The organism is Amazonocrinis nigriterrae CENA67 (assembly GCF_016056305.1).
Classification (GTDB): Bacteria; Cyanobacteriota; Cyanobacteriia; order Cyanobacteriales; family Nostocaceae; genus Amazonocrinis; species Amazonocrinis nigriterrae.
Genome location: NZ_JAECZC010000096.1, coordinates 1 through 21,698 on the forward strand (window position 1 = coordinate 1; position 21,698 = coordinate 21,698).

Genomic DNA, 21,698 nt, shown 5'->3' on the forward strand with positions numbered 1-21,698 from the left:
CACGAGGTTTGAAGGAATAGAACACAGTACATATAAAACAGAAGAAACAGGGCATGGTCGTCATGAAATCCGCAATTATATAATGTTAACTAGAATTGGATCACAACTTGATTCAGATTCAGTTTGGTCAAAGTTTAGCAGTGTTGGAATGGTAGAGTCCGTCCGCTCGTTAAATGATGAGACAACAGTTGAGACTCGTTATTTTATTAGTAGCCTTGAAGAAAATATTGAACAGTTTGCTAATGCTATTCGTAGTCATTGGGGAATTGAGAATTCATTGCATTGGATATTGGATGTTGCTTTTAAAGAAGATGAGTCCCGCATTAGGAAAGATAACGCTCCACAAAATTTTGCAATTATAAGGCAGATTGCGGTCAATCTTTTAGGTAAAGAGAAGCGTGTAAAACGAGGAATTAAAAATAAACAGTTCCTCGCGGCGATGGATAACAACTATTTACTAAATATTTTAGCGTTAGCTTAAAATAGTACATCAAAACTTAAGTCGAATATTTCACATGAAGAATTTATCAATTTTCTAGGTAAATATACTTTTATGTACCTCCTAATTAAATTGTTTTCTGATTAATGAATTGTTCATTCAGATGAAGATGAACTCATTGATATTTCAGAACAAGTTTGATTTACTTTGCTTATCGTTTCATCAATTTTTACAATTATCTATGTCATTTTGTAATCTTGCTTAGTTTTTGTTAGTAAATAAGATGCGTTTGCCCTGGATCAGAAACTCATCTCCTGGTTTGAGATTCATCTGTTTTGTATAAGCTGAACCTATCAATAAGTTGCCGTTCGATTGCACACTAATTCTATAGCTGGCACTGCGTCCGCCACGCCCATTAGCATTGGGCGCACTGTCCAACTGAATACCTTCGGCATCAATCAGGGCATTTAAGAATTTCATCATATTGACGCGCTCTATACCATTTTTGGTAACGGTATAGTAGCCACACTGTTTAGCTTTTTCTTCTTTGCTAAGGTTCTCTAGCTCTTTGACTTTTCTGAGCAGATCTTCACCGACTAGGGGTTCAATTTTTTTTTGTTTAGGCATCAACTTAGGTCGAAAATGAATGGTTGAAGTAGTTGAATCGATTTTATTTTAGCTGACGTTGAGCTAGGAGGAATAGAATCCTTTAGTTTTTATCTCAACCTAGCCAAGTATATTACACTCATAGGCGAAATTGTTGCACGACTTACAATATTTTTAAAACAATCTATTTTCGAGAATCCCGATAACTATATATAGTTGGTGAATTACTGTTAAACTATATTTGTTTAAGATTTCTAAACTAATGCTAAAACTCAAGGCTGAACTGTGAAGGATGAAGTGAAGACTGCTGTCGGTTTCATCTTTCATAGTTTTTGGGGTTAGCTGGATAAGTAGAGTACAAAATTATAAGCAAAACTGAACCTTAGTCAATAGTCAACTGTCAAAAGTCTATAGTCCAAAAGTCAAGAGTCCAAAGTCAAAAGTTCACAGTTGAAAAGTTCTTGGGTATTGAACTATTTACCATTGACTCTTGACAGAACAACAAAGATAGTCAGAATGAAACTAACTACCAAAGGACACTATAGTGTAAAGGCGTTGTTAGATTTGAGCTTACAGCCAGGTTATGGCCCTGCATCTGTGAAAGCGATCGCGCTTCGCCAAGATATCCCAGCTCCTTACCTAGAAAAATTGCTCATAGAAATGCGTCGCGCTGGCTTAGTAACATCAATTCGCGGCAGCATCGGCGGATACCAACTGGCAACAGAGCCTGCACAAATCTCCATAGGACAAATTTTAGAGGCAGTTGGTGAAAACATGACTCACCTACACCACCACACCCCTACACCAGCACAAGCTGAAGATTGGGTGACATTCACTCTTTGGCAAAGGCTGAATCAAAAGCTCAAAGAAGCTTTATATAGTATTACTTTGGCTGATCTCTATTACGATGCTCGTAGCTGGCAAGCGTCCCTTGGAGAAGAAGCTAGTTTTGTTGTTTAGTCAAGAGGAGGCAGTGCGTTCGGTCACCAGACTTGTACCGCTAACGCGGAACCCGCAGGGTAGCAACTGCCGTTCAAAAGTTATGAGTCCAAAGTAAAAAGCTCACAGTTGAAAAGTTTTTGGCTACTAAATTATTAACCATTGACTCTTGACTTTTGAGCATTGACCATTGACTAATGACTAACAACATCTACATTTTAATCATCGCTGCACTTTTAGATTATTTAATTGGTGATCCTTGGGGTTGGCCTCATCCAGTGCAATTTATGGGTCGGGTAATTTCTACCGTGACAAAATTTTCTCGGCAATTTTGTCATAATTCCCTAACACAACGGCTAGCCGGAATTTTACTAGGGATTATCTTAATAATTGGTAGCGCCTGCGTTGGCTGGTTAATAATTCAAATTGCCAAATGGGTACATCCGCTGTTGGGAATTGCCATAGACAGCATTCTTTTAGCTAGTTGTTTCGCGCTTAGAAGTTTGCGAGCAGCAGCTGAAGCTGTTTTACAACCTTTAAAATTAGGAAATCTGGAGGAGGCTCGTAAAGTTTTAAGTAATTACGTTGGTCGAGATACACAAAACCTCACAGAACCAGAAATTTTGCGAGCTGTTTTAGAAACAGTTACAGAAAATGCTACCGATGGGGTGATGGCTCCACTTTTTTATGCAATTATTGGTAGCTTTGTACTAGGTGTGGGTGCAACTCCTATTGCTTTAGCATATAAAGCTAGCAGTACCCTTGATTCAATGGTGGGTTATCGGGAAGCACCTTACACTTATTTGGGTTGGTTTAGTGCCAGGTTAGAAGATTGTTTGACTTGGATACCTTGTCGCTTAACAGTCTTGACTTTGGCGCTGTTATCTGGTATGCCTTGGCATGTCTGGCGCATTTGTAGACGAGATGCAGTGCTTGATCCTAGTCCCAACTCTGGTTGGAGTGAATGTGCTTATGCTGCGATTTTAGGTGTGCAGATGGGGGGTATCAATTGGTATCGTGGGGTAGCCAAACAAAAACCCTTGTTAGGAGATGCTATTTATCCCATCAACCCAACCCACATTCAAACAGCTTTGCAACTGACTCGATATTGTTTTTTGTTGTGGTTAGGGTTAGCGATCGCTATATTCTTAATACTCCCAAACAAGTAATGATAAATATAGGAATTGGGGATTGGGAATTGGGAATTGGGAATTGGGAATTGGGAATTGGGAATTAGCAATTGGGAATGATTTCTCCCTCATCTCCCCTGCTCCCCCATCTCCCCTGCTCAAGAGTCTATTTACTAGTGCCTAATGCTACATTTTCCTATTGTGATTTTTTACTCAGGGGTATCGATCTGTGGCTACCAAAGTAGTTGAAATTCTCTCATCAGAAGACCTCCGTCGTACCGTGAATCGTCTTGCTTCTCAGATTGTCGAAAGAACACGTGATTTATCCCAACTAGTATTTCTCGGTATTTATACTAGAGGGGTATTATTAGCCGAACTGTTGGCTCGTCAAATTGAGATACTCGAAGGTGTCACCGTAGCGGTGGGAGCATTGGACATTACATTCTATCGGGATGATCTCGACCAAATTGGGTTACGGACTCCCGCCAAAACAGACATTCCTTTTGACCTCACAGGCAAAACGGTTGTATTAGTCGATGATGTAATTTTCAAAGGACGGACGATCCGTGCTGCTTTAAATGCCGTAACAGAATATGGTAGACCAGAAGTGATTCGTTTAGCAGTGTTGGTAGATAGAGGTCATCGAGAGTTACCAATTCACCCAGATTTCATCGGTAAGCTATTACCTACCGCTAAAGAAGAGGTTGTCAAAGTTTACTTACAAGACTGGGATGGACGAGATGCGGTGGAGTTAATTGGCGATTAAGTTGCTTGTAGGGGGGATGAGGGAGATGAGGGAGAAATAGCAACTGACAACTGACAACTGACAACTGACTCACCTCATAATGGGACTACCATGATGATGAACTAGATACCACTTGCCACCTAGTAGTTGAAATACATTCGTAGCTATTGATTGTGCTTCTAACCTTCTACCATTAATAACTTGTAAAACATTTTCTCTCAAGACTACATAAGCAATATTGTCGTTCACTTCTGTAGCAATTATCTCATTGTTAATTTCTATGTAAGCGGTGCTTTTAAATATCTGTTCCCAAGAAATGCGAATATCCTTCCAACCCCGCAGTACATTACGTCCAGGATGAATACAACAACTACCAGTTCCTTGTGACCATACAGCACTCATTGCCTCGATGTCTTTTTTTTCAAAAGCTCGATAGAAAGCTGTGTTAGCAGCTAAAACTTCGGATGTCATAGTTTTATTATCTAATGATTTTACTGATGATTCTTGGCTAATGACTGTTGGTTAACGTGAGTTTGCCATCCTTCGCAGGCGCTTCTGTCGGCAACTCGCTCACGAATTATAGCAAAGTGCGATCGTGCGATCTTGCTGAGTAAAAAGCCAGTCTTTTCAAGGCTTTGAGCAATGAACATTACTCTAACCTATGTGACTATGGCTATAAAATTAACACTAATTTCTGTTTGTAACTGTATTAATAGTTTGTAATAACTGATTGGTTGTGTAAGGTTTGGATAAAAAGGCTTTGATACCTACATCATAAGCGGCATTAACTTTATCGTTGGTAGCGAGTCCACTGACGGCAATAATTTTGACATCAGGGTTAATTTTTCGTAATGTTCTAATGGTGGTGATACCATCCATAGATGGCATCACCATATCTGTCAAAACTAAAGATATTTCATCACGATGTTCTGCGTACAAGGCTATTGCTTCAATACCGTCACTGGCTGTAATTGCTTTGTAATTATGATTTTCTAATGATGTTTTAGTAATATCTAGAATTGCAGCTTCGTCATCTACAACTAAAATTAATTCACCGTTGCCTTGAGGTAATTCTTGTTCAGTTTCTTCTATAGTTTCTGTTGCCTCTTGTGCTGGTAAATAAATTTTAAATTCGCTGCCTCTTCCCTCTTCACTGTATACGTTGATGAAACCGCCGTGGCTTTTAACAATACCAAGTACTGTGGAAAGACCAAGCCCAGTACCTTTACCAAGTTCTTTGGTAGTAAAAAAAGGCTCAAATATTCTATCTAATATTTCTGGACGAATACCAATTCCAGTATCACTAACATTAATGACAACATAGGGGCCAACTTGAGCGTCAAGATTCATTTTGGCATAATTTTTATCAATCAATAAATTTTCGGCTGATATTTTTAATTTTCCGCCATTGGGCATGGCATCTCTAGCATTGACACAGAGATTCATTAACACCTGATGTAATTGGGTAGCATCACCAAATACTGTCCCCAGATTAGAGGAAATTTTGCTAGAAACTTCTATTGATTTGGGAAAAGTTTCTTTGATAATCTGTTGGATTTCTATGATTAAGTGCTTTAATTGTAAAAGAGTCCGCTCTCCTTCAACTCCACGAGTAAATGACAGTACTTGCTTGACTAAATTAGCCCCACGTTTAGCATTGGTAATTAACATTGGCAGTAGTCGCCGCGATCGCTCATCAGGTATTTGTGTTTCTAAAAGTTGGGCTGTCATGAGAATGGGAGCAAGAACATTATTGAGGTCGTGGGCAATTCCGCTTGCTAGAGTACCAATACTTTCTAATCGCTGAGCGCGCAGAAATTGCGCTTCTAGTTGTTTTTTTTGCGTAATATCTGTGTTAACTACCAGGATACATTGTGGTTTGTTACCGAACTCTTGTACTAATGTCCAGCGGCTTTCTACAATGATTTCTTTGCCAGATTTTGTTTTTTGATGTAACTCTCCTTGCCACGAGCCATTTTTCATCAAAATTTGGAGTGCTTCTTGTAAGTGTGACAAATTATTTTCCTGCCACAATTCTTGCGTCTTTTTGCCACTTGCTTCCTCTTGTTTACACCCATAAAGACGCTCAGCAGCTTTGTTCCAAAATAAAATTTGGTCGTCGAAATCACGCACAAAAATTGCATCAGTGGCAACATCGAGTAAAGCAGCTTGTTCACGAATTTTTTGTTCTGTTTGTTTGCGTTCAATGGCGTAACGAATAGAACGCTCTAGCAAAGGCGCAGTTAATTGACTTTTTTCTAAATAATCTGCGGCTCCCGCTTTCATAGCCTCCAGGTCAATTTCTCTATCTCCTTGACCAGTTAATAAAATTATGGGGGCAGAACATCCCTGTGCGATCGCCTCACGTAATAGCTCCAATCCGTTGTATATTCCTAAACGGTAGTCTACGAGATATATATCATGGTTGTGCAGTGCGATCGCTACTTTTGCTGCTGCATAATTATCAACCCATGACAACTCGCAGTTAGCTACCTGAAACTCGCCGAACCAGTGACTAGTTAATACATAATCGTCTTCATCATCATCAACTAGAAGAACTCTGATTCGGTTGTAGTTCATTTCTAACTCCTACTGCATCTACCGGCAGTTCTACAATTTCAAACCAATATTTGCCTATAGCTGTGATTACCTCAACTAATGAGGTGAAGGTTACTGGCTTGATGATAAAGGAATTCGCGCCTAAATCATATGTATGATAAATATCTTCTTCTGCACCTGAGGTTGTCAAGACCACGACGGGAATCCGCCGCAGGTACGGGTCAGTTTTAATATCTTTTAACACCTCCAAACCGTGTTTTTTAGGCATATTCAAATCTAATAAAATTAAACCCGGACGAGGAGCAATCTTGATGTCAGTATATTGACCTCGATTATACAGATAATCCAGCAATTCTTCACCATTCCTGACAATATACAGTTCAATGGGCAATTGACTTTCTGCCAATGCTTCACGAACTAACATACCGTCTTCGTCATCATCATCAGCCATTAAGATGGTGACGGTTGTTTGCCTACCCTTCACTCTGAATTGTCTCCTTGATACTGGTTGTTCACATCAATTCAGTCTTAAACCACCAAAAATTACCTAGCATAGTTGTACAATAAACCTTATTTTGGGGTCTTCTAGTAATCCCTCTCAAGGAAGAAAATTAGTTATGGGAATTAACTGCCAACCTGACAATAAATTTTGCCCCTTGCTGTGGTTTACTTTGTGCAGTAATACTACCATGATGACGTTCAGCAATTTTTCTACAGATAGCTAAGCCTATGCCTGTACCTTCGTATTCCTGCCGACCATGCAAACGCTGAAAAATATTGAAGATGCGATCAATATACTTTTCCTCAAAACCAATACCATTATCTTCTACAACGATTTCACACATTTCCGAATTGACAGAAACTTGATCTGATTGATTGTTGAAAAATTGACCATAAATTTTGACAATCGGCGGTACTTCTTGGCGGTGGAATTTGAGGGCATTGCCAATGAGATTTTGTAACAATTGCCGCATCTGTACAGGGTCGGCTTTAATGGTTGGTAAATCACCCACTTCCACACGTCCTTTGCTTTGCTGAATACGCACTTCTAAATCAGACAATACTTCTTGTGCAGTCTCTGCCAAATTTACACAGACAAAAGGCTGTGCCCTAGTGGTGACTCGTGAAAGTGTTAACAAATCTTCAATTAAAGACTGCATCCTCAAAGCTGCATTTTGCATTCGTTCGAGATAATCATGTCCTTGTTCGTTGATGGAGTCGCTACAGGTAGTTTTGAGCCGTTCGCCAAAGGTCTTAATTTTACGTAATGGTTCTTGTAAATCGTGGGAAGCGATAAAGGCAAATTGTTGTAGTTGTTCATTAGAACGGGCGAGTTCTTGCCGTTGACGAGTTTCTTTCTCTAAAATTGCACTCTGAGCTAAAGCAATGCCTATTTGATCTGCTAGTTGTCGTAACATTTGAATTTCCCAGTTTGTCCACTTGCGGGGATATACACACTGATGGGCAATTAGCAAGCCCCAAAGTTGATTTTGCAAAAAAATCGGCACAACCAGGGTGGCTCTGACATGAAATCGTTGCAATAGTTGAACGTAGCAAGGTGGGATATCAGCTTGTTCTATATCAGGGATGGAGCTAATTCGCCCTTGTCGGTATTGCTGGATGTAATCTTCCCCAAAGCAAGGGTCGGTAATTTCTTGCCCCGAAACGGCGGCTACACCATCTACTACTGCCTCTTCCACTACTATGAAAGAGCCATCAGATTTCAGCCGCCAGATAAATACGCGGTCTGCGTGTAATAGCTTTTGCACCTCTTTGACACTAGTTTGGAGAATTTCATCGATTTGTAAAGACTGGCGAATTTTGAGAGTGATATCAGCGAATAATTGCGATCGCTTGTTTTGGCGTTGTAATTCTGCGTGTGCTTGCTTACGCTTGGTAATATCCATGTCTACACCAGATATTCGCACAGCCACCCCAGAAGCGTCGTGAAACATTACTCCTTTGCTGGCTAGCCAGCGAATACTACCAGTGGGTAAAACGACTCGAAATTCAATATCATAGTCTGTTCCTTCCTGAATTGCCTGCTGAATCACACAGTTAACGAAATTGCGTTCTTGCAGATGAATGCAGTTGATGAAAGCTTCATAAGTGCCATCGAAAGTGCCCTTTTCGACGCCGTAAAGCGCTTCTAGGTTATCTGAGTAAGTAATTTTGTTGGTTTGGAGATCCCGATTCCAGATACCCATGTGGGCTGCTTCTAATGCCATCCTCAATTGTGCTTCTTGCAGTTGCGCTTGCTCAGTTTGCTGTCGCAATTTCTGCATTGTGCGATTAGCTGTCAAAAGTCGGCGTACTCTTTGAGACAATACTGGCCAATGAATTGGTTTGGTAATAAAATCAGATGCACCCACAGCAAAAGCTTCTTCTACAGATGCTTGATCGTAAAGAGCCGTAATCATTAACACGGGTATACTTTCACCATCAGAGAGTGCTTGCAATTTAGCACAACAGGTAAACCCATCCATGACGGGCATGAGAGCATCCAGCAATACTATATCTGGGTGTACGCGAGTGTAGGTATTAAGTGCCTCATAACCGTTACTCGCCTCTACGACCTGATATCCTGCTTGTTGCATGAGAAAGCACAGATGCATCCGCGTCAAATCGTCGTCGTCTACAACTAGAACCAGGGCAGAATCTTGGTTAGTCATTAGTTAAGAGTCAAGAGTCATTTGTCAAGAGTCATTTGTCATTTGTTCATAGTGTAAATGGTTTTTGAGTGATGGCTGATAGCTGACAACTAACAACTGACTATTTATGAAGAATTGTATGCAAAACTCTCAATAGTTGCTGTACTGTAAAAGGTTTGGGTAAAAAGGTTGTGTGCAGAGATGCTTTAGCGATCGCTTATTAGGTCTGTATTCTAGGCTGGTAGATATACTTGAAATGTTGTGCCTTTGCCTACTCTACTTGATACGGTGATAAAACCACCATGAGCTTTGACAATTCCTAGGACTGTTGATAGACCCAACCCTGTACCATTACTCAATTGTTTGGTAGTGAAAAATGGTTCAAAAATTCTATCTAATAATTCACTCTCGATGCCTAATCCTGTATCAGTTATGGTGAGAATTATGTAACTACCCACTTTGGCATCAAGGTGCATCATGGCATAGTTTTTATCAATGAAAATATTCTCGGCAGTGATTGTGAGTTTTCCACCTTCTGGCATAGCATCACGAGCATTCAGACATAAATTCATGAGTACCTGATACAGTTGAGTACTATCAGCACGCACAGGTGACAAGTCTGGCTGAATTTCTGTAGCGATCGCAATTGATTTAGGAAATGTTTGTTGGACAGTTTGCTGTATTTCTAAAATCAAATGCTTGACCTGAATCAAGTTGCCAAAAGGTGCAGTGCCTTGTCCAGTGACATTACTTTCAACTCCCCGCACAAAGGTTAGCACTTGTTTGACTAAGTTAGTACCACGTTTGGCATTGCTTTCTATGATTGATAGTATTTGCTGAGTACTGCCATCGTTGCATTTATTTTTGAGCAGTTGCACTGACATAAGAATTGGTGACAAGACATTATTTAAATCATGAGCAATGCCACTAGCAAGAGTACCAATACTTTCAAGTCGTTGCGCCCGTAAAAATTGCTTTTGGAGTTGTTTTTTCTGGGTAATATCTGTGTCCACAACTAAAATTGATTTAGTTGGGGAGTGTTCATCATGTATTAATGTCCAGCGACTGACAACTGTGATTTCTTGACCAGATTTGCTAATTTTTTGTAATTCTCCTTGCCAAGAGCCATTTTTTAAAACAGTGTCATAGATTTCTTGGTGCTGGGGCAAAGATTCGCTGTATAACAACTGATTAACATTTTGATTGATAGCTTCAGTTTGATTCCAACCGTAAAGATTTTCGGCGCTTTTATTCCAAAATAAAATCTTGTGAGATAAATCTTGTACAAGAATGGCATCTGTGGTGATATCCAGCAATGCGGCTTGTTCTTTGATTTGTTGTTCTGCTTGTCTGCGTTGAGTGATATCCTCAACTATGTAGGCAAATTGCGATCGCTGACTGGAGCTAGGGGCGATCGCTGTTACTGTTGCAGACAGCCATATTTTACCTAGGGAAGTCTCGTAAGAATATTCAAACTTCACAGGTGATTGGGTACGTTCTGCTTGACGGAAGTAATGAATCCACTCGGTCACATGCTGGTGTGTCGCACCCATTTCTCGTGCGAAGCGATTTCGCATTGCTTCTGGGGTAAGTCCAAAAAATTTAGCCGTGGCGAGGTTATCAGTAATATGCAAGATGTCATTATCGACTAGTTCCACGATTCCCATCATCATCGGCGCACTGTTAAAGAAACTGTGGAGGATAGACTCGCTTTGGTGTAGTGCTTTTTGTGTCTGTTGATACTGAGTTTTGATGCTTGCCAGTTCCCCTAAATTCCTGCGGATTTCTAGTTGTTTAAGTACCAAACGAGCAAGTGCTTGCAGTGCTTCCACCTGTTTTTCACTGATTTGGCGTGGTTCAGTGTCTGCTACACACAAAGTCCCGATGGCTTCCCCTCCTGGTACGATCAAAGGTACGCCAACATAAAATCTCACATAGGGTTTTGAGGTTACTACTACTTCTGTGACAAACTGCTCATCAGCCAAGGTATCCGGAATAATCAAAGTCTCTTTTTGTTGGATGCAAAAACGACACAAACCGATGCCTATGGGCATTTCTTGGATATCCAACCCCACTTTAGCTTTGAACCATTGACGGTTAGCATCAATGAAATTAATTAAAGCTATTGGTGTGTCACAAATCTGCGCGGCTAAGGACGCCAGATCATCGAATGCTGGTTCCGGTGCAGTGTCAAGAATATTATACCGATAGAGAGCCTCAAGCCTTGCTGCTTCATGGTTACACACTGAAGATTGCATTAAGTTTTTCCTAATATTACTGAATTACAACTTGCTCTCGTGTCGCTCACTGTTTTCTCAATCCATCAAGCAGGGAAGGTCTAAGAGTCGTAGCACAGAAGTGCTGTCTGCTATGAGTCTGGTTGCAAGTGCCATACACATCTACTAGTTGGTAGTCTAAGTGGTAAATGCTTCCTGATTAACTAAGCTTTTTCTGCACTCGTTGAGCAAGTTATGCTCGAAATTATCTAAAGTATTAGCAGCTAAGTTTGATTATTCTCATTATAGTAATATGTCTTGGGGAGGATGACAGGAAAATTCGCTTTTTAAATAATTCTACTACCACTATACCTAACTTACGTCATTATTAATACTTACATCTTAGATAACAAATTGCTTACACTAGATGAATAGCTTATCAGAGTTCAGTTATACATTTTAACTGCTTTGTATAAAATTAAATAGAACAGAAAGTAGAGACGATTCGGCGAATCGTCTCTACAATTACGAATTACGAATTACGAATTACGAATTAAAATGACAACTACACTTACCTCTGCGATTAAACCAAAAGCTGAAGATAGCTTTGCCATCACCTTTGCGCCATTATTTATTGAAGAAATTTATGCTAAAGCCGACGACCCAGCGAATGGGGCGGTGGTGGTGATGAGTGGTATGGTTCGCAATAATACTGATGGGCAACCTGTGGTTTCTCTAGAATATCAAGCATACGAACCGATGGCATTGCGAGTGTTTTATCAAATTGCTGCTGATATTCGCTCTTTTTGGCCTGATGTGAAACGGGTAGTCATTCATCACCGTATTGGGCATTTACAAGTTGGAGAAATCAGCGTTTTAGTGGCTATTGGTTGTCCACATCGGCGTGAAGCGTTTGAAGCTTGTCAGTATGCTATTGACACCCTCAAACATAATGCCCCTATTTGGAAAAAAGAACATTGGGCCGATGGTTCTAGCAGCTGGGTGAGTATTGGTGCTTGTGAACAATCAACAGAAAGTTGTTAAATCCTTCCATGATGCAAGTGCTTGTCAGGAAATGATGGATAGACTTGAGCGTGCAGAGGAGGAACTGCGTCAGTTGAAGTTAGAAACATTACAGCGAGATATTGCGATCGCAGCCGAACAGCTAAAGAATGGAGAATACACTGAATATCATGCGGATAACTGTTATAAACCAGCAAAATCTTACGGAAGATGACCAAGAGGTGATTATGAACTTATCCCAAGCTTATTTAGAATGGCGAGAAGCTACCTTACAAGAGGGGCAAAAAGATGAACGTCGCCAAGTGGTAGAAAACTTGTTGCGTGTCCGGTTTGGTTCGCTGGATGAAGAATTAGAACGAATAATTGAGCCTTTGCTACAGTTACCACCGCAAGAGTACAGCCGTTTGTTACTCGAATTATCCCGTGAAGAATTGTTGACAAGATTTGGTGGTGGTTGAATTTAATTTTGCTTAAATTATGCCACAGCAAATCCTGTGTATGGTCGAACATCTGGCTCATGAAATCCTAAAACAATATCCTCTTTCGGAATACCAGCTTGGACTAATTCATTGGCGATTCCGTCTTCTGTTCCGTCTCGTTGCACCCAAACTTTACCATTAGTAATGCTGATATGAATTAGACAACCATGAATGCGTCCTTGCTTACCCCAACCAAAAGAAACGATTAAATATTGGTCTGTTTCATAGTCAAAAGCAGCTTGATTTTCAATATCTGCATTTGCATAATAGATATTGATATATTGCCCTAAAACATCTCGAATAATTTGACGATATTTTTCTAATTTATCCATTGCAAAGTCACCTCATTTTTTGACTCAAAGATAACTAATTTCACTAATTTTTTGTCTAATAAAACTTTTATTTAGTATATCTCTATTTTTATCTTGGATGCACATTAGTCTGTATGCTATGCTGGACGCTTTAAAGCTATGGAGGATACAGGCTTGTCAGATAGCTTATTTAGCGCATTGCGTAAATATCCCAAAAGCCAAGAACTTGATCCAATCGAGAATTTTATTACGGAAGGTTTTGCTTGGCTTCTGAGGAATAAACAGGTGTTGGCTCGTGATTTTGTCGATTATCTCAATCAAAAATTACCAGAACCTCTTCCTTTAACTCATCTACTACCAGAGTGGAAAACTCAACATACCTTCCTTGGTGGACAAATAGATATGTTGGCAGATTTTGGACAATTTGCTTTGATATTTGAACATAAGATATGGACATACTTAAGTCCAGGTCAATTAGAGAAATATCGTAAATATGCAGAAAATAACTTGAGATTTTCACAAGGATATAAGTTAATTTTGATTACTGGATTAACTCGACAGCATGAACAAAAACCTGACTTAGCTTTGACTTGGAGTGATATATATAAATTTTTGAGAAATTGGTTACAGACAAAATCAGATGATAGTCTAGTCCGTGATTTTATAGATATGCTGGCTGAGGAAAATTTAGGCCCAGCAGCACCAGTTTCTTATGAAAGTATAGTTTCTTATTTTCCTGCTCAATCACTAGTGTCTAACCTCAAAAAAATAACTTTAGTGCTGCTGAAGCAGATTGGAGTTGGGTGTCAGAAAGAATTGGATTTCATAAAGATGTTCCTATTCCCTCTAATTCAGTTAAATATGAACAGGAGTTTGGACGATTAGGGATAAATGTTTCAACTAGTTGGTTTCCAGCTATATTCATTGGCACTGTTTTAAATAGTTATCCCTACAAAGTGCAACCTTCAAATTACTATTTGGGGCCAGATTTTTCTCTTATTCTAGGTTTTGATATCAATAAATTAGAAAAATTTGAGGCAGATTTTTTTAATTCTGAAGAATATACTAAATTGCGCTCAAGATTAAAACAAAATTCTGGTACATGGGATTTTCAGGATCAAAGATTTGAGGTAGCGAAACCAAATCGTTGGCATCCTCTTCATTTAAGGAAACCTTTAGCTGAAGTCTTACGAGGTACTATAACCTTTGAAGAGCAAGTTGATAGATTTATCTTACAGGGTCGTGAAGTTATTGAATTACTGCTTACTGGCGGTGAATTAGAAGCTTTAACAAATCGACTTCATCCGATTGCCAAAAATAGTATGTCTGCTGTTTAATCAGTTGTTCTGAAGCATTACAGACTTTGTAAATTGTGGTAGCGATCGCCCAATTTTACCAAAAACAACGCGATCGCCAGCCTCACCCCTTCCCCTCCTGCGTTCCCAAAGGGTAAGGTAACTTTGTAATTCACCTTTAACAGTCATCAGTCATCAGTCATCAGTCATCAGTCATCAACTTTAAGCAATTATTTTTGGGAGTTCCTCACTAACCAATTGATCGTTTTGTTGCAATTCTTTACATAATTGGCAGCGTTCTATTGCAGTTTGTAACTCTTTTGTGTAACCCCAAGGAATATTCCTTTAGACTGAATCACAATATGAAAAACATGGGGATAAACGCAAATGCATTCGGTAAACTTATTGTGTCATGAGGTTGTCGTTGCTGTATCGTTCGTTGCTTGTATTGTCGGTCTAGTATTATTGTGGGACACCAAACAGCCAAAAAATAATATCGAAGAAACAGAGGAAATTCTGTTTAGAATGAGCTTTTCTTACTGGCTCGTTTACTGTGTTGCCTTTGGTATTGAGAAGATAGTTTTACCAGATTGGGAAACTGTACTGATGACTTTGAAAATCACTACCGCGTTATCATATTTTTTAACTTTTTCTTGTATTCTTAGTTTGCCACTACATAAATTTGCAGTACATCAAGTTGAAGAGTAGTCAATGGTCAATAGTCATTAGTCAGTGGTCATTTGTTATTAGCTTTGCACAAAGGACAAGTGACAAATGACAAATGACAAAGTTAATTTTTCATAGCGATCGCGATCGCATCTGTAAATTTATCCTGATCCAAAGTGGTCAGGATAAACACTTCTTGTACTGTTTTACCATGTCGGGCAATAACTTTATAACCACCGCGAATCGGTACAGAGACACGCAATTGTAATTTCGGAGAATGACCTTTCACCCGTCCAATCACTCCAGGCGTGACAGTTTGAATGCCATCTTGTTGACAGAGACGTTCTAAAATGGGGATGAGGCCAGAAATATGTGTGGAGTGATTCCAGACTAGTCTGCCATCTTTGCGAGCAGCTGATGAGATAGATTCTACTTTAGGTTTGCCCATGATGATTAAGCTGCTTCTAGAGGAGCCATAGTCAAGCCAGCACGACGTAACTGTTGGTGATACAGTTCAGCTGGTTCTTGGGGGCCTACCCAAACGATCGCTTGCCCTTCATAGTGTACCTGATTGGTCAACTCCCAAGCGCGATCGCTGGTCATGCCTGGAATATACTTGGTCAAACATTCAGCCACATGTTGGAAAGTATTGAAGTCATCATTGAGAACAATGACTTTATAATTCGGATAAGTCTTGCGGGTAACTTGATTAGACCGTTCAGGAGCTACAGTTGGTGCTGTACCCATTCCATAAACAGCTGCTGAAAGTCTTGTAACCATAAAACACTTAACCAATAGAATTTTACAAAACTACATTATAAATAATTAGTTTAGTCTATTGTCAGTTGTTAGTTGTCAGTTGTTAGTTGTTAGTTGCTACTGACCACTGACCACTGACAACTGACCAACTACTTCCAATTTTCCCAGTTTTGATTAAAAATTGATGTATCGGGGAAGGCTGTGGGGTTGCCATTTTTCTCTAACAGACGTTTCAAGGCTTCCAGTTGTGGTTCTGGTTGGGGTAAATTGTCTACTAGTTGATAGGGTGCAACAGCATTTTTGAGGGCAAAAGCTGCAACAGTCCCCGCAGCTGCACCAGCAGACCATTCAAAGGAGTGTACCCGATAAGCGGCGGCGGCAATGTGACTAGTAGCAATACTTTTACCTCCTACCAATAAATTATCGATTTTCTGGGGAATCATCGCCCGCAGGGCAATTTGGAAGGGATAAGCTTGTCCCGCGCCGCGCCTTTCACCTGGATGTTCGGTGTTACCAGGGGTTTCTGGAGGGCTTTGCACCATGCAAGGATGAAAATCTATGGCGTAGTGACCAATACCTACAGCGTCCGGGAAAATAGTGGAACGAGTCCGCCGCATGGCTTGGTCTGGTGGAATTTTACCTTCAATTACCGATACAGCTTCTAAACCAGCAAGTGCTGCTTTTAACTGACGATACATATCTGCTGGTAAAGTTTTACGGTAATACTCATCATTGTAATCACGGCGAGAAATATCAATTTCCCAAATGCCAAAGCCTCCCGGTTGTCCCCAACTGGGTCGTCCAATAATGCGCCGTCCTTCTCGCATATAAGGATATTTCGATAAACCATGCACTGTCCCCATTGGGGAATTGATACCTGTTAACAAGCGGTTATTCGGTTGCGGCTGTTTCACACCAGGCCCCAGTTGCGAATCTGTGGTGCCAGCTACCAGCCAGTAATAAAATGAGAGGGCATTTTCTTCAGCTTTGCGGAGGCTTTCTGTCCGCAGTCCCCCCATCCAACCCCCAGGATTTAATTGTCCAGTGGCTTGCAGTTGTTGACGAGTGTAAATCAAGTTATCAGCAGGGGTTCCGGGGCGGTAGTCGTTCCCCCAAGTCCAGTTTTGCATGGAGATGTCGCCTGGTGTGGGAGCCGTAAAGCTGACGCCGCCAAATTTTGCGGGTTGCCCTTTGGTAGGACTCCAAATGCGACGGTAGGTGAAAACTAAATCAAAATTTGCCAGTCGGGATAGTTCATAACTGAAGTATGGGGAGTATTGTAAATAGAATGGGGGCATTGTTTGCGGTTGCGGTTCCTTGGTAGCCTCCATTGCAAAAGTATAAGTAAAGCCTTGAGTGCAATAGGGGTCATTTGTGGCGCCAGAAGCAGAAGGTTCTAGGTAGGAACGCCCATCAATACCTAATCTGTAGGGAACATCTGCGAGGGCAATAATTTCTCCAGTTTCGCTGGTGTCTACGACGTACCACTTGGGGGCTTTGGTTTTAACTTCTTTAGGAACTAGGTGAATAATGCTTTTAGTAAATTGAGAAGAGTTTTGATAAGTATAGGCATCTTCAATGGTTTGAGATAAAGGAAACGTGTTGATGGATGGTGCGCCTTTTGCAGGTTGATGTTGAATCGCGATCGCACCATTAATGATTTTGCCATCAGGACTAATTTCTAATTCCTTAATGACTGTGTTGGGGAACCATTGTAATTTGCCTTTGCCCCGCTTTTCGGCATCTAGGAGCATTTGAGTCAAAATGGTATGAGCATCGTGGGGGAGAAAGCAAGAGTCGCTTACCCAGCAGTTACCTGGATTCAGTTCACCATACTTACGCCGAATGCGATCGCGTAGTTCCAAGTAGCCGCGAGAATAGAATTGCAGAGATCGCTGTGTTGGTCGTTCATCTAACGCAGATGTCCCTTGAGAAGAAATTTGTCCTCCCAGCCAGTCAGTAATTTCCAACAGACAAACTGTTCTTCCTGCTAATAATCCCTCGTATGCTGTAGCTACACCGGATAGTCCACCACCCACTACTAAAATTTCGCAGTTCACAGTTTTGTCTGGGGTTCTTGGTGGTGCAGCGACAATATTAGAATATGGTGCAATGCAGGTAGATATTAAACTAATACTAAAGAGTGATGTCTGAACAGCAACTTTGTGTCTGCGCTTCATGATTTGAGAACTCTGTCTACTCCTGTGTCAACTTGTAGACGGTAGCATCGAGCAAATGTTCATCACAAGCGCCTTTTGGACGGTTTCGGTAGCATGTCTTTTTTATGAATTCGTGGAGATATCTTGCTCTAGCTGGGAGTGGAGGAATGCTTTTTATCCTGGTTTAAGGTAAATCAACTCTCAAAACGGGGATCAGTTATATTAAATTATCTCAAAAAAATTAATTGGTTGGAAAGCTAAAAAATTAATAATTTGTTTGTAGCTTTTATATCACTATATTTGATTACTTCACTGAAGCTTTAAGAGAGTGGAGTGTTGAGAAAATGAGCAATTGGTATCAACTCGATGTCGCCGAAGTGCTGCACAGGCTGGGTAGTGATGCTTCCTGGGGGTTGAGTACAGTGGAAGCTAATCATCGTTTAGAGAAATATGGTTTTAATGAATTGATTGAGCCAGGACTGAAACAACCTTGGCAAATCCTCTGGGAGCAACTCACAGAAACACTGGTAATTATTTTGATTGTGGCTGCGGTAATCTCAGCTTTTTTAGGTGATTACAGAGATGGTTTAGGGATTATCGCCATTGTTGTGATGATTAGTTTTTTAGGCTTTAGCCAAGAATACCGAGCGCAAAAAGCGATCGCCAATCTCAAAAAGCTGGCAATGCCAAATGTTAAAGTACGGCGTGATGGTCGTGTACAGGAAATTTCAGCTCGGAATTTAGTACTTGGAGATATTGTGTTGCTGGAGGCAGAAGATGTTGTTCCAGCTGACTGCCGACTAATCACCAGCTTTGGTTTGCGAACCCAAGAAGCAGCCTTGACAGGCGCAGCAGAGCCGATAGATAAAAATACTCAAAGATTGACAGACCCAGAGGTAATGCTAGGCGATCGCCACAATCTGGTTTACATGCAGACAGTAGTTACCTACGGTCGGGGTGAGGCGGTAGTTACTGAAACAGGGATGCAGACTGAGTTGGGACATATTACTAACATGATTCAAACAGTAGAACCACAGCCAACCCCGCTACAAAAGCGCCTAGATCAACTAGGACGGTGGTTAGCGATCGCTTCTTTAGTTTTGGTAGGAATCATCTTAGTTTTGGGATTGCTGCGGGGTGAGGATGTCAAGTTAATGTTTCTCACGTCTATTACCTTGGTGGTAGCTGCGTTACCAGAAGGATTACCCGCAGTGGTGAGTATTGCTTTAGCATTGGGGGCGCAGCAGATGCTCAAACGACGGGCGCTGATCCGCAACCTACCTGCTGTAGAGACTTTAGGCTCTGTCACCACAATCTGCTCTGGCAAAACAGGTACTCTCACCGAGAACCGGATGATAGTGACTGTGCTAGATGTAGCGGGTCATCGCTTGGATCTTACGGCTCGTGTACGTTGGGCATCACCTGTGGTAGATCCCAGTGAAGCAAGCCCCTTGTTGCTCAGTCAACCACCAGCCCTCGCTTTATTACTAGCTGGCGCTACTCTGTGCAATAACGCCAGATTAGAACCAGACTGGGAAGAACCTCGCTACTTTCGTGCTGTGGGCGACCCTACAGAAAATGCTTTGGTGATGGCTGCGGCTCGTCAAGGATTGTGGAAAAATGAATTAGAACAGACTATGCCCCGTGTGGCAGAAGTACCATTTGGCTTTGAGCGCCAGAGAATGACTACAGTCCACCAATTCCCCACGGCATTAGCTGAAATTTCCTGTGCTTTGGAGACGGTTTGGTATTGGAACCGAGAGACTAAAAAGCCAGCACCTTACATTGCTTTTACCAAAGGTAGAGTCAATAGTTTGCTAGATGTTTCCAGTCAGGTTTGGGTGGACGGACAAGCGGAAGTATTAAATCAGGTATGGCGCGAAAAGATTTTGACCACTTATCACCAGCTGAGCCAAAATGGTTTACGAATTCTAGGATTATCCTTTCGGCTGTGGCGATCGCCTGATGTTGCCGAAATAGAACAAGACTTGATCTTTATTGGTTTAGTGGGGATGAATGACCCAGCAAGACCAGAAGTTAAGGATGCCGTACTACTTTGCAAGCAGGCTGGTATCCGGCCAGTGATGATCACTGGCGACCACCCCCTCACCGCTCGCTATATTGCTCAAGAGGTGGGCATTGCTACAGGCGATCGCATTCTCACCAGTAATGACCTCTCCCACATATCCTTTGAGGCTTTGGCAAATCTGGTCGAAGAAGTATCAGTTTACGCCAGAATTTCCCCAGAACATAAGTTTAATATTGTGCAGTTTCTCCAAAGGCGGCACATCGTCGCCATGACTGGTGATGGAGCCAATGATGCACCTGCCTTAAAAAAAGCTGATATTGGCGTAGCAATGGGCATTAGTGGTACTGATGTCGCTAGAGAAGCTGCCGATATGGTATTGCTAGATGACAACTTTGCCACCATCGTTGCTGCTGTCAAAGAAGGACGAATCATTTATGACAATATTCGTAAGTTTATTAAGTACCTTTTAAGTAGCAATATTGGTGAGCTTTTGGTGATGCTCCTAGCTCCCTTTTTAGGAATGCCGTTACCGTTGTTACCACTGCAAATTCTCTGGATCAATATAACTACTGATGGCTTACCAGCCCTAGCTTTAGGTGTAGAACCTGCGGAACGAAACACTATGAGCCGTCCACCCTATCCTCCCCATGAGAATATCTTTGGCCGGGGCATGGGCAGAGATATTATTTGGATAGGATTATTGATGTCTTTTGTCTCACTAGGGACAGGTTACTGGTATTGGCGTAGTAGCAATCCGGGCTGGCAAACAATTCTGTTTACCACTATCACCCTGTCTCAGATGGGTAACGCCTTAGCCATTCGCTCAGAGCGAGATTCCCTCTGGCAAATAGGGTTGCTATCCAATCAGCCAATGTTAGCAGCAGTGACTTTAACACTTGCTTTGCAAATAGCTGTGATATACATCCCTGTTTTACAAAATATTTTCACAACAGTAGCTTTATCACCAGTGGATTTGGCTGTTAGTTTGATTCTCAGTACTGTGGTCTTTTGGGGTGTAGAACTGAAAAAATGGCTGATGCGCCACAGCTATTTTTAACATTCTGTATTTTTCTTACCCATTACCTATTACCTATTACCAGGCAAAGCGACTATATCGTAAGTAATTAACCGGACTTGATATCATCAGGATCTAATCCAAAAGATGGATGTCAACTAATCTATGCCCAAAGCTAGTGTATTTCCATCTTTGATTAGAAAAAGATTGAGTTTACAGCAGTTTTCAGATGAATAGACCACAGTGAGCAAACCAACCCCAAGCATCATCAGAGGAGATGTGTTCATTCACAATCTGAGTTAAAACGTGATTTAGTGCCTCATGGGTTGTAACTTTTGCTGCTCGTAAACACTGCTTCAGTTTTGACCAGCATAATTCAATTGGAGATAAATCAGGTGAGTAAGGAGGCAAAAAGACAAGACGTGCACCAACTGCTTCAATTGAGTCTCGAATCACCGCAGCAGTATGTACTGATAAATTATCCATGACAACAATTGCTCCAGCCCATAACTGTGGTGCTAGAATCTGTTGCACATAAGTTACAAACACATCGGTATTGACACTACCTGAAATACTCATAGTGGCAATCAGCCCATCCAAACTTAAAGCTCCGATGAAAGATATATTTTGTCCTCGATTGCGAGGACATGAATCATGCAATCGCTCACCAATTTTTG

The 21,698-nt window shown here is 41.1% G+C and carries 25 protein-coding genes; 11 read left to right on the forward strand and 14 right to left on the reverse strand.

The window, feature by feature from the left end:
- Positions 1-481: ISAs1 family transposase (locus tag I8748_RS30275; RefSeq protein WP_198128187.1), on the forward strand; the 481-nt coding region annotated here is incomplete at its 5' end.
- Between the two features lie 219 nt (positions 482-700).
- Here the strand turns inward: I8748_RS30275 and I8748_RS30280 are convergent.
- Both I8748_RS30280 and I8748_RS34770 read right to left on the reverse strand, forming a co-directional pair.
- On the reverse strand, positions 701-1,066 hold the full coding sequence (locus I8748_RS30280; protein WP_198128188.1) for an AbrB family transcriptional regulator: 366 nt from the start codon (positions 1,064-1,066) through the stop codon (positions 701-703).
- A 153-nt stretch (positions 1,067-1,219) separates the two neighbouring features.
- The gene (locus I8748_RS34770) at positions 1,220-1,372 is read right to left on the reverse strand and encodes a hypothetical protein (protein WP_214662817.1); all 153 of its coding nucleotides are present in this window, start codon (positions 1,370-1,372) and stop codon (positions 1,220-1,222) included.
- 189 nt (positions 1,373-1,561) lie between these two features.
- Between I8748_RS34770 and I8748_RS30285 the strand changes: the two genes are divergently transcribed.
- The 3 genes from I8748_RS30285 to pyrR all read left to right on the forward strand — a co-directional run bounded on the left by I8748_RS30285 (position 1,562) and on the right by pyrR (position 3,880).
- On the forward strand, positions 1,562-2,005 hold the full coding sequence (locus tag I8748_RS30285) for an Rrf2 family transcriptional regulator (protein ID WP_198128189.1): 444 nt from the start codon (positions 1,562-1,564) through the stop codon (positions 2,003-2,005).
- A 176-nt stretch (positions 2,006-2,181) separates the two neighbouring features.
- The gene (gene cbiB / locus I8748_RS30290) at positions 2,182-3,153 is read left to right on the forward strand and encodes an adenosylcobinamide-phosphate synthase CbiB (protein ID WP_198128190.1); all 972 of its coding nucleotides are present in this window, start codon (positions 2,182-2,184) and stop codon (positions 3,151-3,153) included.
- A gap of 190 nt (positions 3,154-3,343) precedes the next feature.
- A complete protein-coding gene (gene pyrR / locus I8748_RS30295; protein WP_198128191.1) occupies positions 3,344-3,880 on the forward strand; it encodes a bifunctional pyr operon transcriptional regulator/uracil phosphoribosyltransferase PyrR in 537 nt (178 codons plus the stop codon).
- Between the two features lie 69 nt (positions 3,881-3,949).
- Here pyrR and I8748_RS30300 read toward each other — a convergent pair whose 3' ends face one another.
- The 6 genes from I8748_RS30300 to I8748_RS30325 form a co-directional block, all read right to left on the reverse strand.
- A complete protein-coding gene (locus I8748_RS30300) occupies positions 3,950-4,330 on the reverse strand; it encodes a nuclear transport factor 2 family protein (RefSeq protein WP_198128192.1) in 381 nt (126 codons plus the stop codon).
- A gap of 20 nt (positions 4,331-4,350) precedes the next feature.
- Positions 4,351-4,509: a hypothetical protein gene (locus tag I8748_RS30305; RefSeq protein WP_198128193.1), complete on the reverse strand. Its 159-nt coding sequence runs from the start codon at positions 4,507-4,509 to the stop codon at positions 4,351-4,353.
- A 37-nt stretch (positions 4,510-4,546) separates the two neighbouring features.
- Complete coding sequence (locus tag I8748_RS30310; protein ID WP_198128194.1) at positions 4,547-6,439, reverse strand: hybrid sensor histidine kinase/response regulator; 1,893 nt, start codon at positions 6,437-6,439, stop codon at positions 4,547-4,549.
- Positions 6,405-6,902 carry a response regulator gene (locus I8748_RS30315; protein WP_198128195.1) on the reverse strand — a complete coding sequence of 166 codons (498 nt, stop codon included), beginning with the start codon at positions 6,900-6,902 and terminating at the stop codon, positions 6,405-6,407. The genes I8748_RS30310 and I8748_RS30315 overlap by 35 nt, the downstream gene beginning before the upstream one ends.
- A gap of 127 nt (positions 6,903-7,029) precedes the next feature.
- Positions 7,030-9,090: a GAF domain-containing protein gene (locus I8748_RS30320; RefSeq protein WP_198128196.1), complete on the reverse strand. Its 2,061-nt coding sequence runs from the start codon at positions 9,088-9,090 to the stop codon at positions 7,030-7,032.
- Positions 9,091-9,302: 212 nt separating this feature from the next.
- Positions 9,303-11,327 (reverse strand): PAS domain S-box protein, encoded by a 2,025-nt coding sequence (locus I8748_RS30325; RefSeq protein ID WP_198128197.1) that lies wholly within the window; start codon positions 11,325-11,327, stop codon positions 9,303-9,305.
- A gap of 516 nt (positions 11,328-11,843) precedes the next feature.
- Between I8748_RS30325 and I8748_RS30330 the strand changes: the two genes are divergently transcribed.
- The 3 genes from I8748_RS30330 to I8748_RS30340 are packed head-to-tail and all read left to right on the forward strand — an operon-like array spanning position 11,844 to position 12,766.
- Entirely contained in the window at positions 11,844-12,329 is a 486-nt protein-coding gene (locus I8748_RS30330) for a molybdenum cofactor biosynthesis protein MoaE (RefSeq protein WP_096553932.1), read from the forward strand.
- Positions 12,304-12,522, forward strand: a complete 219-nt coding sequence (locus I8748_RS30335) for a hypothetical protein (protein ID WP_225896594.1) — start codon at positions 12,304-12,306, stop codon at positions 12,520-12,522. Before I8748_RS30330 ends, I8748_RS30335 begins: the two co-directional genes overlap by 26 nt.
- A 13-nt stretch (positions 12,523-12,535) precedes the next feature.
- Positions 12,536-12,766 (forward strand): hypothetical protein, encoded by a 231-nt coding sequence (locus tag I8748_RS30340; RefSeq protein WP_198128198.1) that lies wholly within the window; start codon positions 12,536-12,538, stop codon positions 12,764-12,766.
- Between the two features lie 17 nt (positions 12,767-12,783).
- On the opposite strand, the gene I8748_RS30345 is transcribed toward I8748_RS30340, so the two are convergent.
- Positions 12,784-13,119, reverse strand: coding sequence for a XisI protein (locus I8748_RS30345; protein ID WP_198128199.1), 336 nt, complete (start codon positions 13,117-13,119; stop codon positions 12,784-12,786).
- Positions 13,120-13,257: 138 nt separating this feature from the next.
- Here I8748_RS30345 and I8748_RS30350 point away from each other — a divergent pair, with 138 nt between their 5' ends.
- Together I8748_RS30350 and I8748_RS30355 are read left to right on the forward strand one after the other, a co-directional pair.
- Entirely contained in the window at positions 13,258-13,983 is a 726-nt protein-coding gene (locus tag I8748_RS30350) for a PDDEXK-like family protein (RefSeq protein WP_214662818.1), read from the forward strand.
- A gap of 71 nt (positions 13,984-14,054) precedes the next feature.
- Positions 14,055-14,435: a hypothetical protein gene (locus tag I8748_RS30355; protein WP_198128201.1), complete on the forward strand. Its 381-nt coding sequence runs from the start codon at positions 14,055-14,057 to the stop codon at positions 14,433-14,435.
- Here the strand turns inward: I8748_RS30355 and I8748_RS30360 are convergent, their stop codons facing one another.
- Positions 14,436-14,582 (reverse strand): hypothetical protein, encoded by a 147-nt coding sequence (locus I8748_RS30360; protein WP_198128202.1) that lies wholly within the window; start codon positions 14,580-14,582, stop codon positions 14,436-14,438. It lies immediately after the preceding gene.
- Positions 14,583-14,780: 198 nt separating this feature from the next.
- Here I8748_RS30360 and I8748_RS30365 point away from each other — a divergent pair, with 198 nt between their 5' ends.
- Positions 14,781-15,101 carry a hypothetical protein gene (locus tag I8748_RS30365; protein ID WP_198128203.1) on the forward strand — a complete coding sequence of 107 codons (321 nt, stop codon included), beginning with the start codon at positions 14,781-14,783 and terminating at the stop codon, positions 15,099-15,101.
- Positions 15,102-15,183: 82 nt separating this feature from the next.
- Here the strand turns inward: I8748_RS30365 and I8748_RS30370 are convergent, their stop codons facing one another.
- The 3 genes from I8748_RS30370 to I8748_RS30380 form a co-directional block, all read right to left on the reverse strand.
- Entirely contained in the window at positions 15,184-15,507 is a 324-nt protein-coding gene (locus I8748_RS30370) for a DUF2103 domain-containing protein (RefSeq protein ID WP_198128204.1), read from the reverse strand.
- Between the two features lie 5 nt (positions 15,508-15,512).
- Entirely contained in the window at positions 15,513-15,839 is a 327-nt protein-coding gene (gene clpS, locus I8748_RS30375; RefSeq protein ID WP_096553944.1) for an ATP-dependent Clp protease adapter ClpS, read from the reverse strand.
- Between the two features lie 128 nt (positions 15,840-15,967).
- Complete coding sequence (locus I8748_RS30380; protein ID WP_198128205.1) at positions 15,968-17,998, reverse strand: FAD-dependent oxidoreductase; 2,031 nt, start codon at positions 17,996-17,998, stop codon at positions 15,968-15,970.
- A 323-nt stretch (positions 17,999-18,321) separates the two neighbouring features.
- On the opposite strand from I8748_RS30380, the gene I8748_RS30385 reads away from it, so the two are divergent.
- Complete coding sequence (locus I8748_RS30385; protein WP_198128206.1) at positions 18,322-21,063, forward strand: cation-translocating P-type ATPase; 2,742 nt, start codon at positions 18,322-18,324, stop codon at positions 21,061-21,063.
- Between the two features lie 183 nt (positions 21,064-21,246).
- Here the strand turns inward: I8748_RS30385 and I8748_RS30390 are convergent.
- Positions 21,247-21,698 (reverse strand): transposase (locus tag I8748_RS30390; RefSeq protein ID WP_198128207.1); only part of this gene is annotated, 452 nt, incomplete at its 5' end.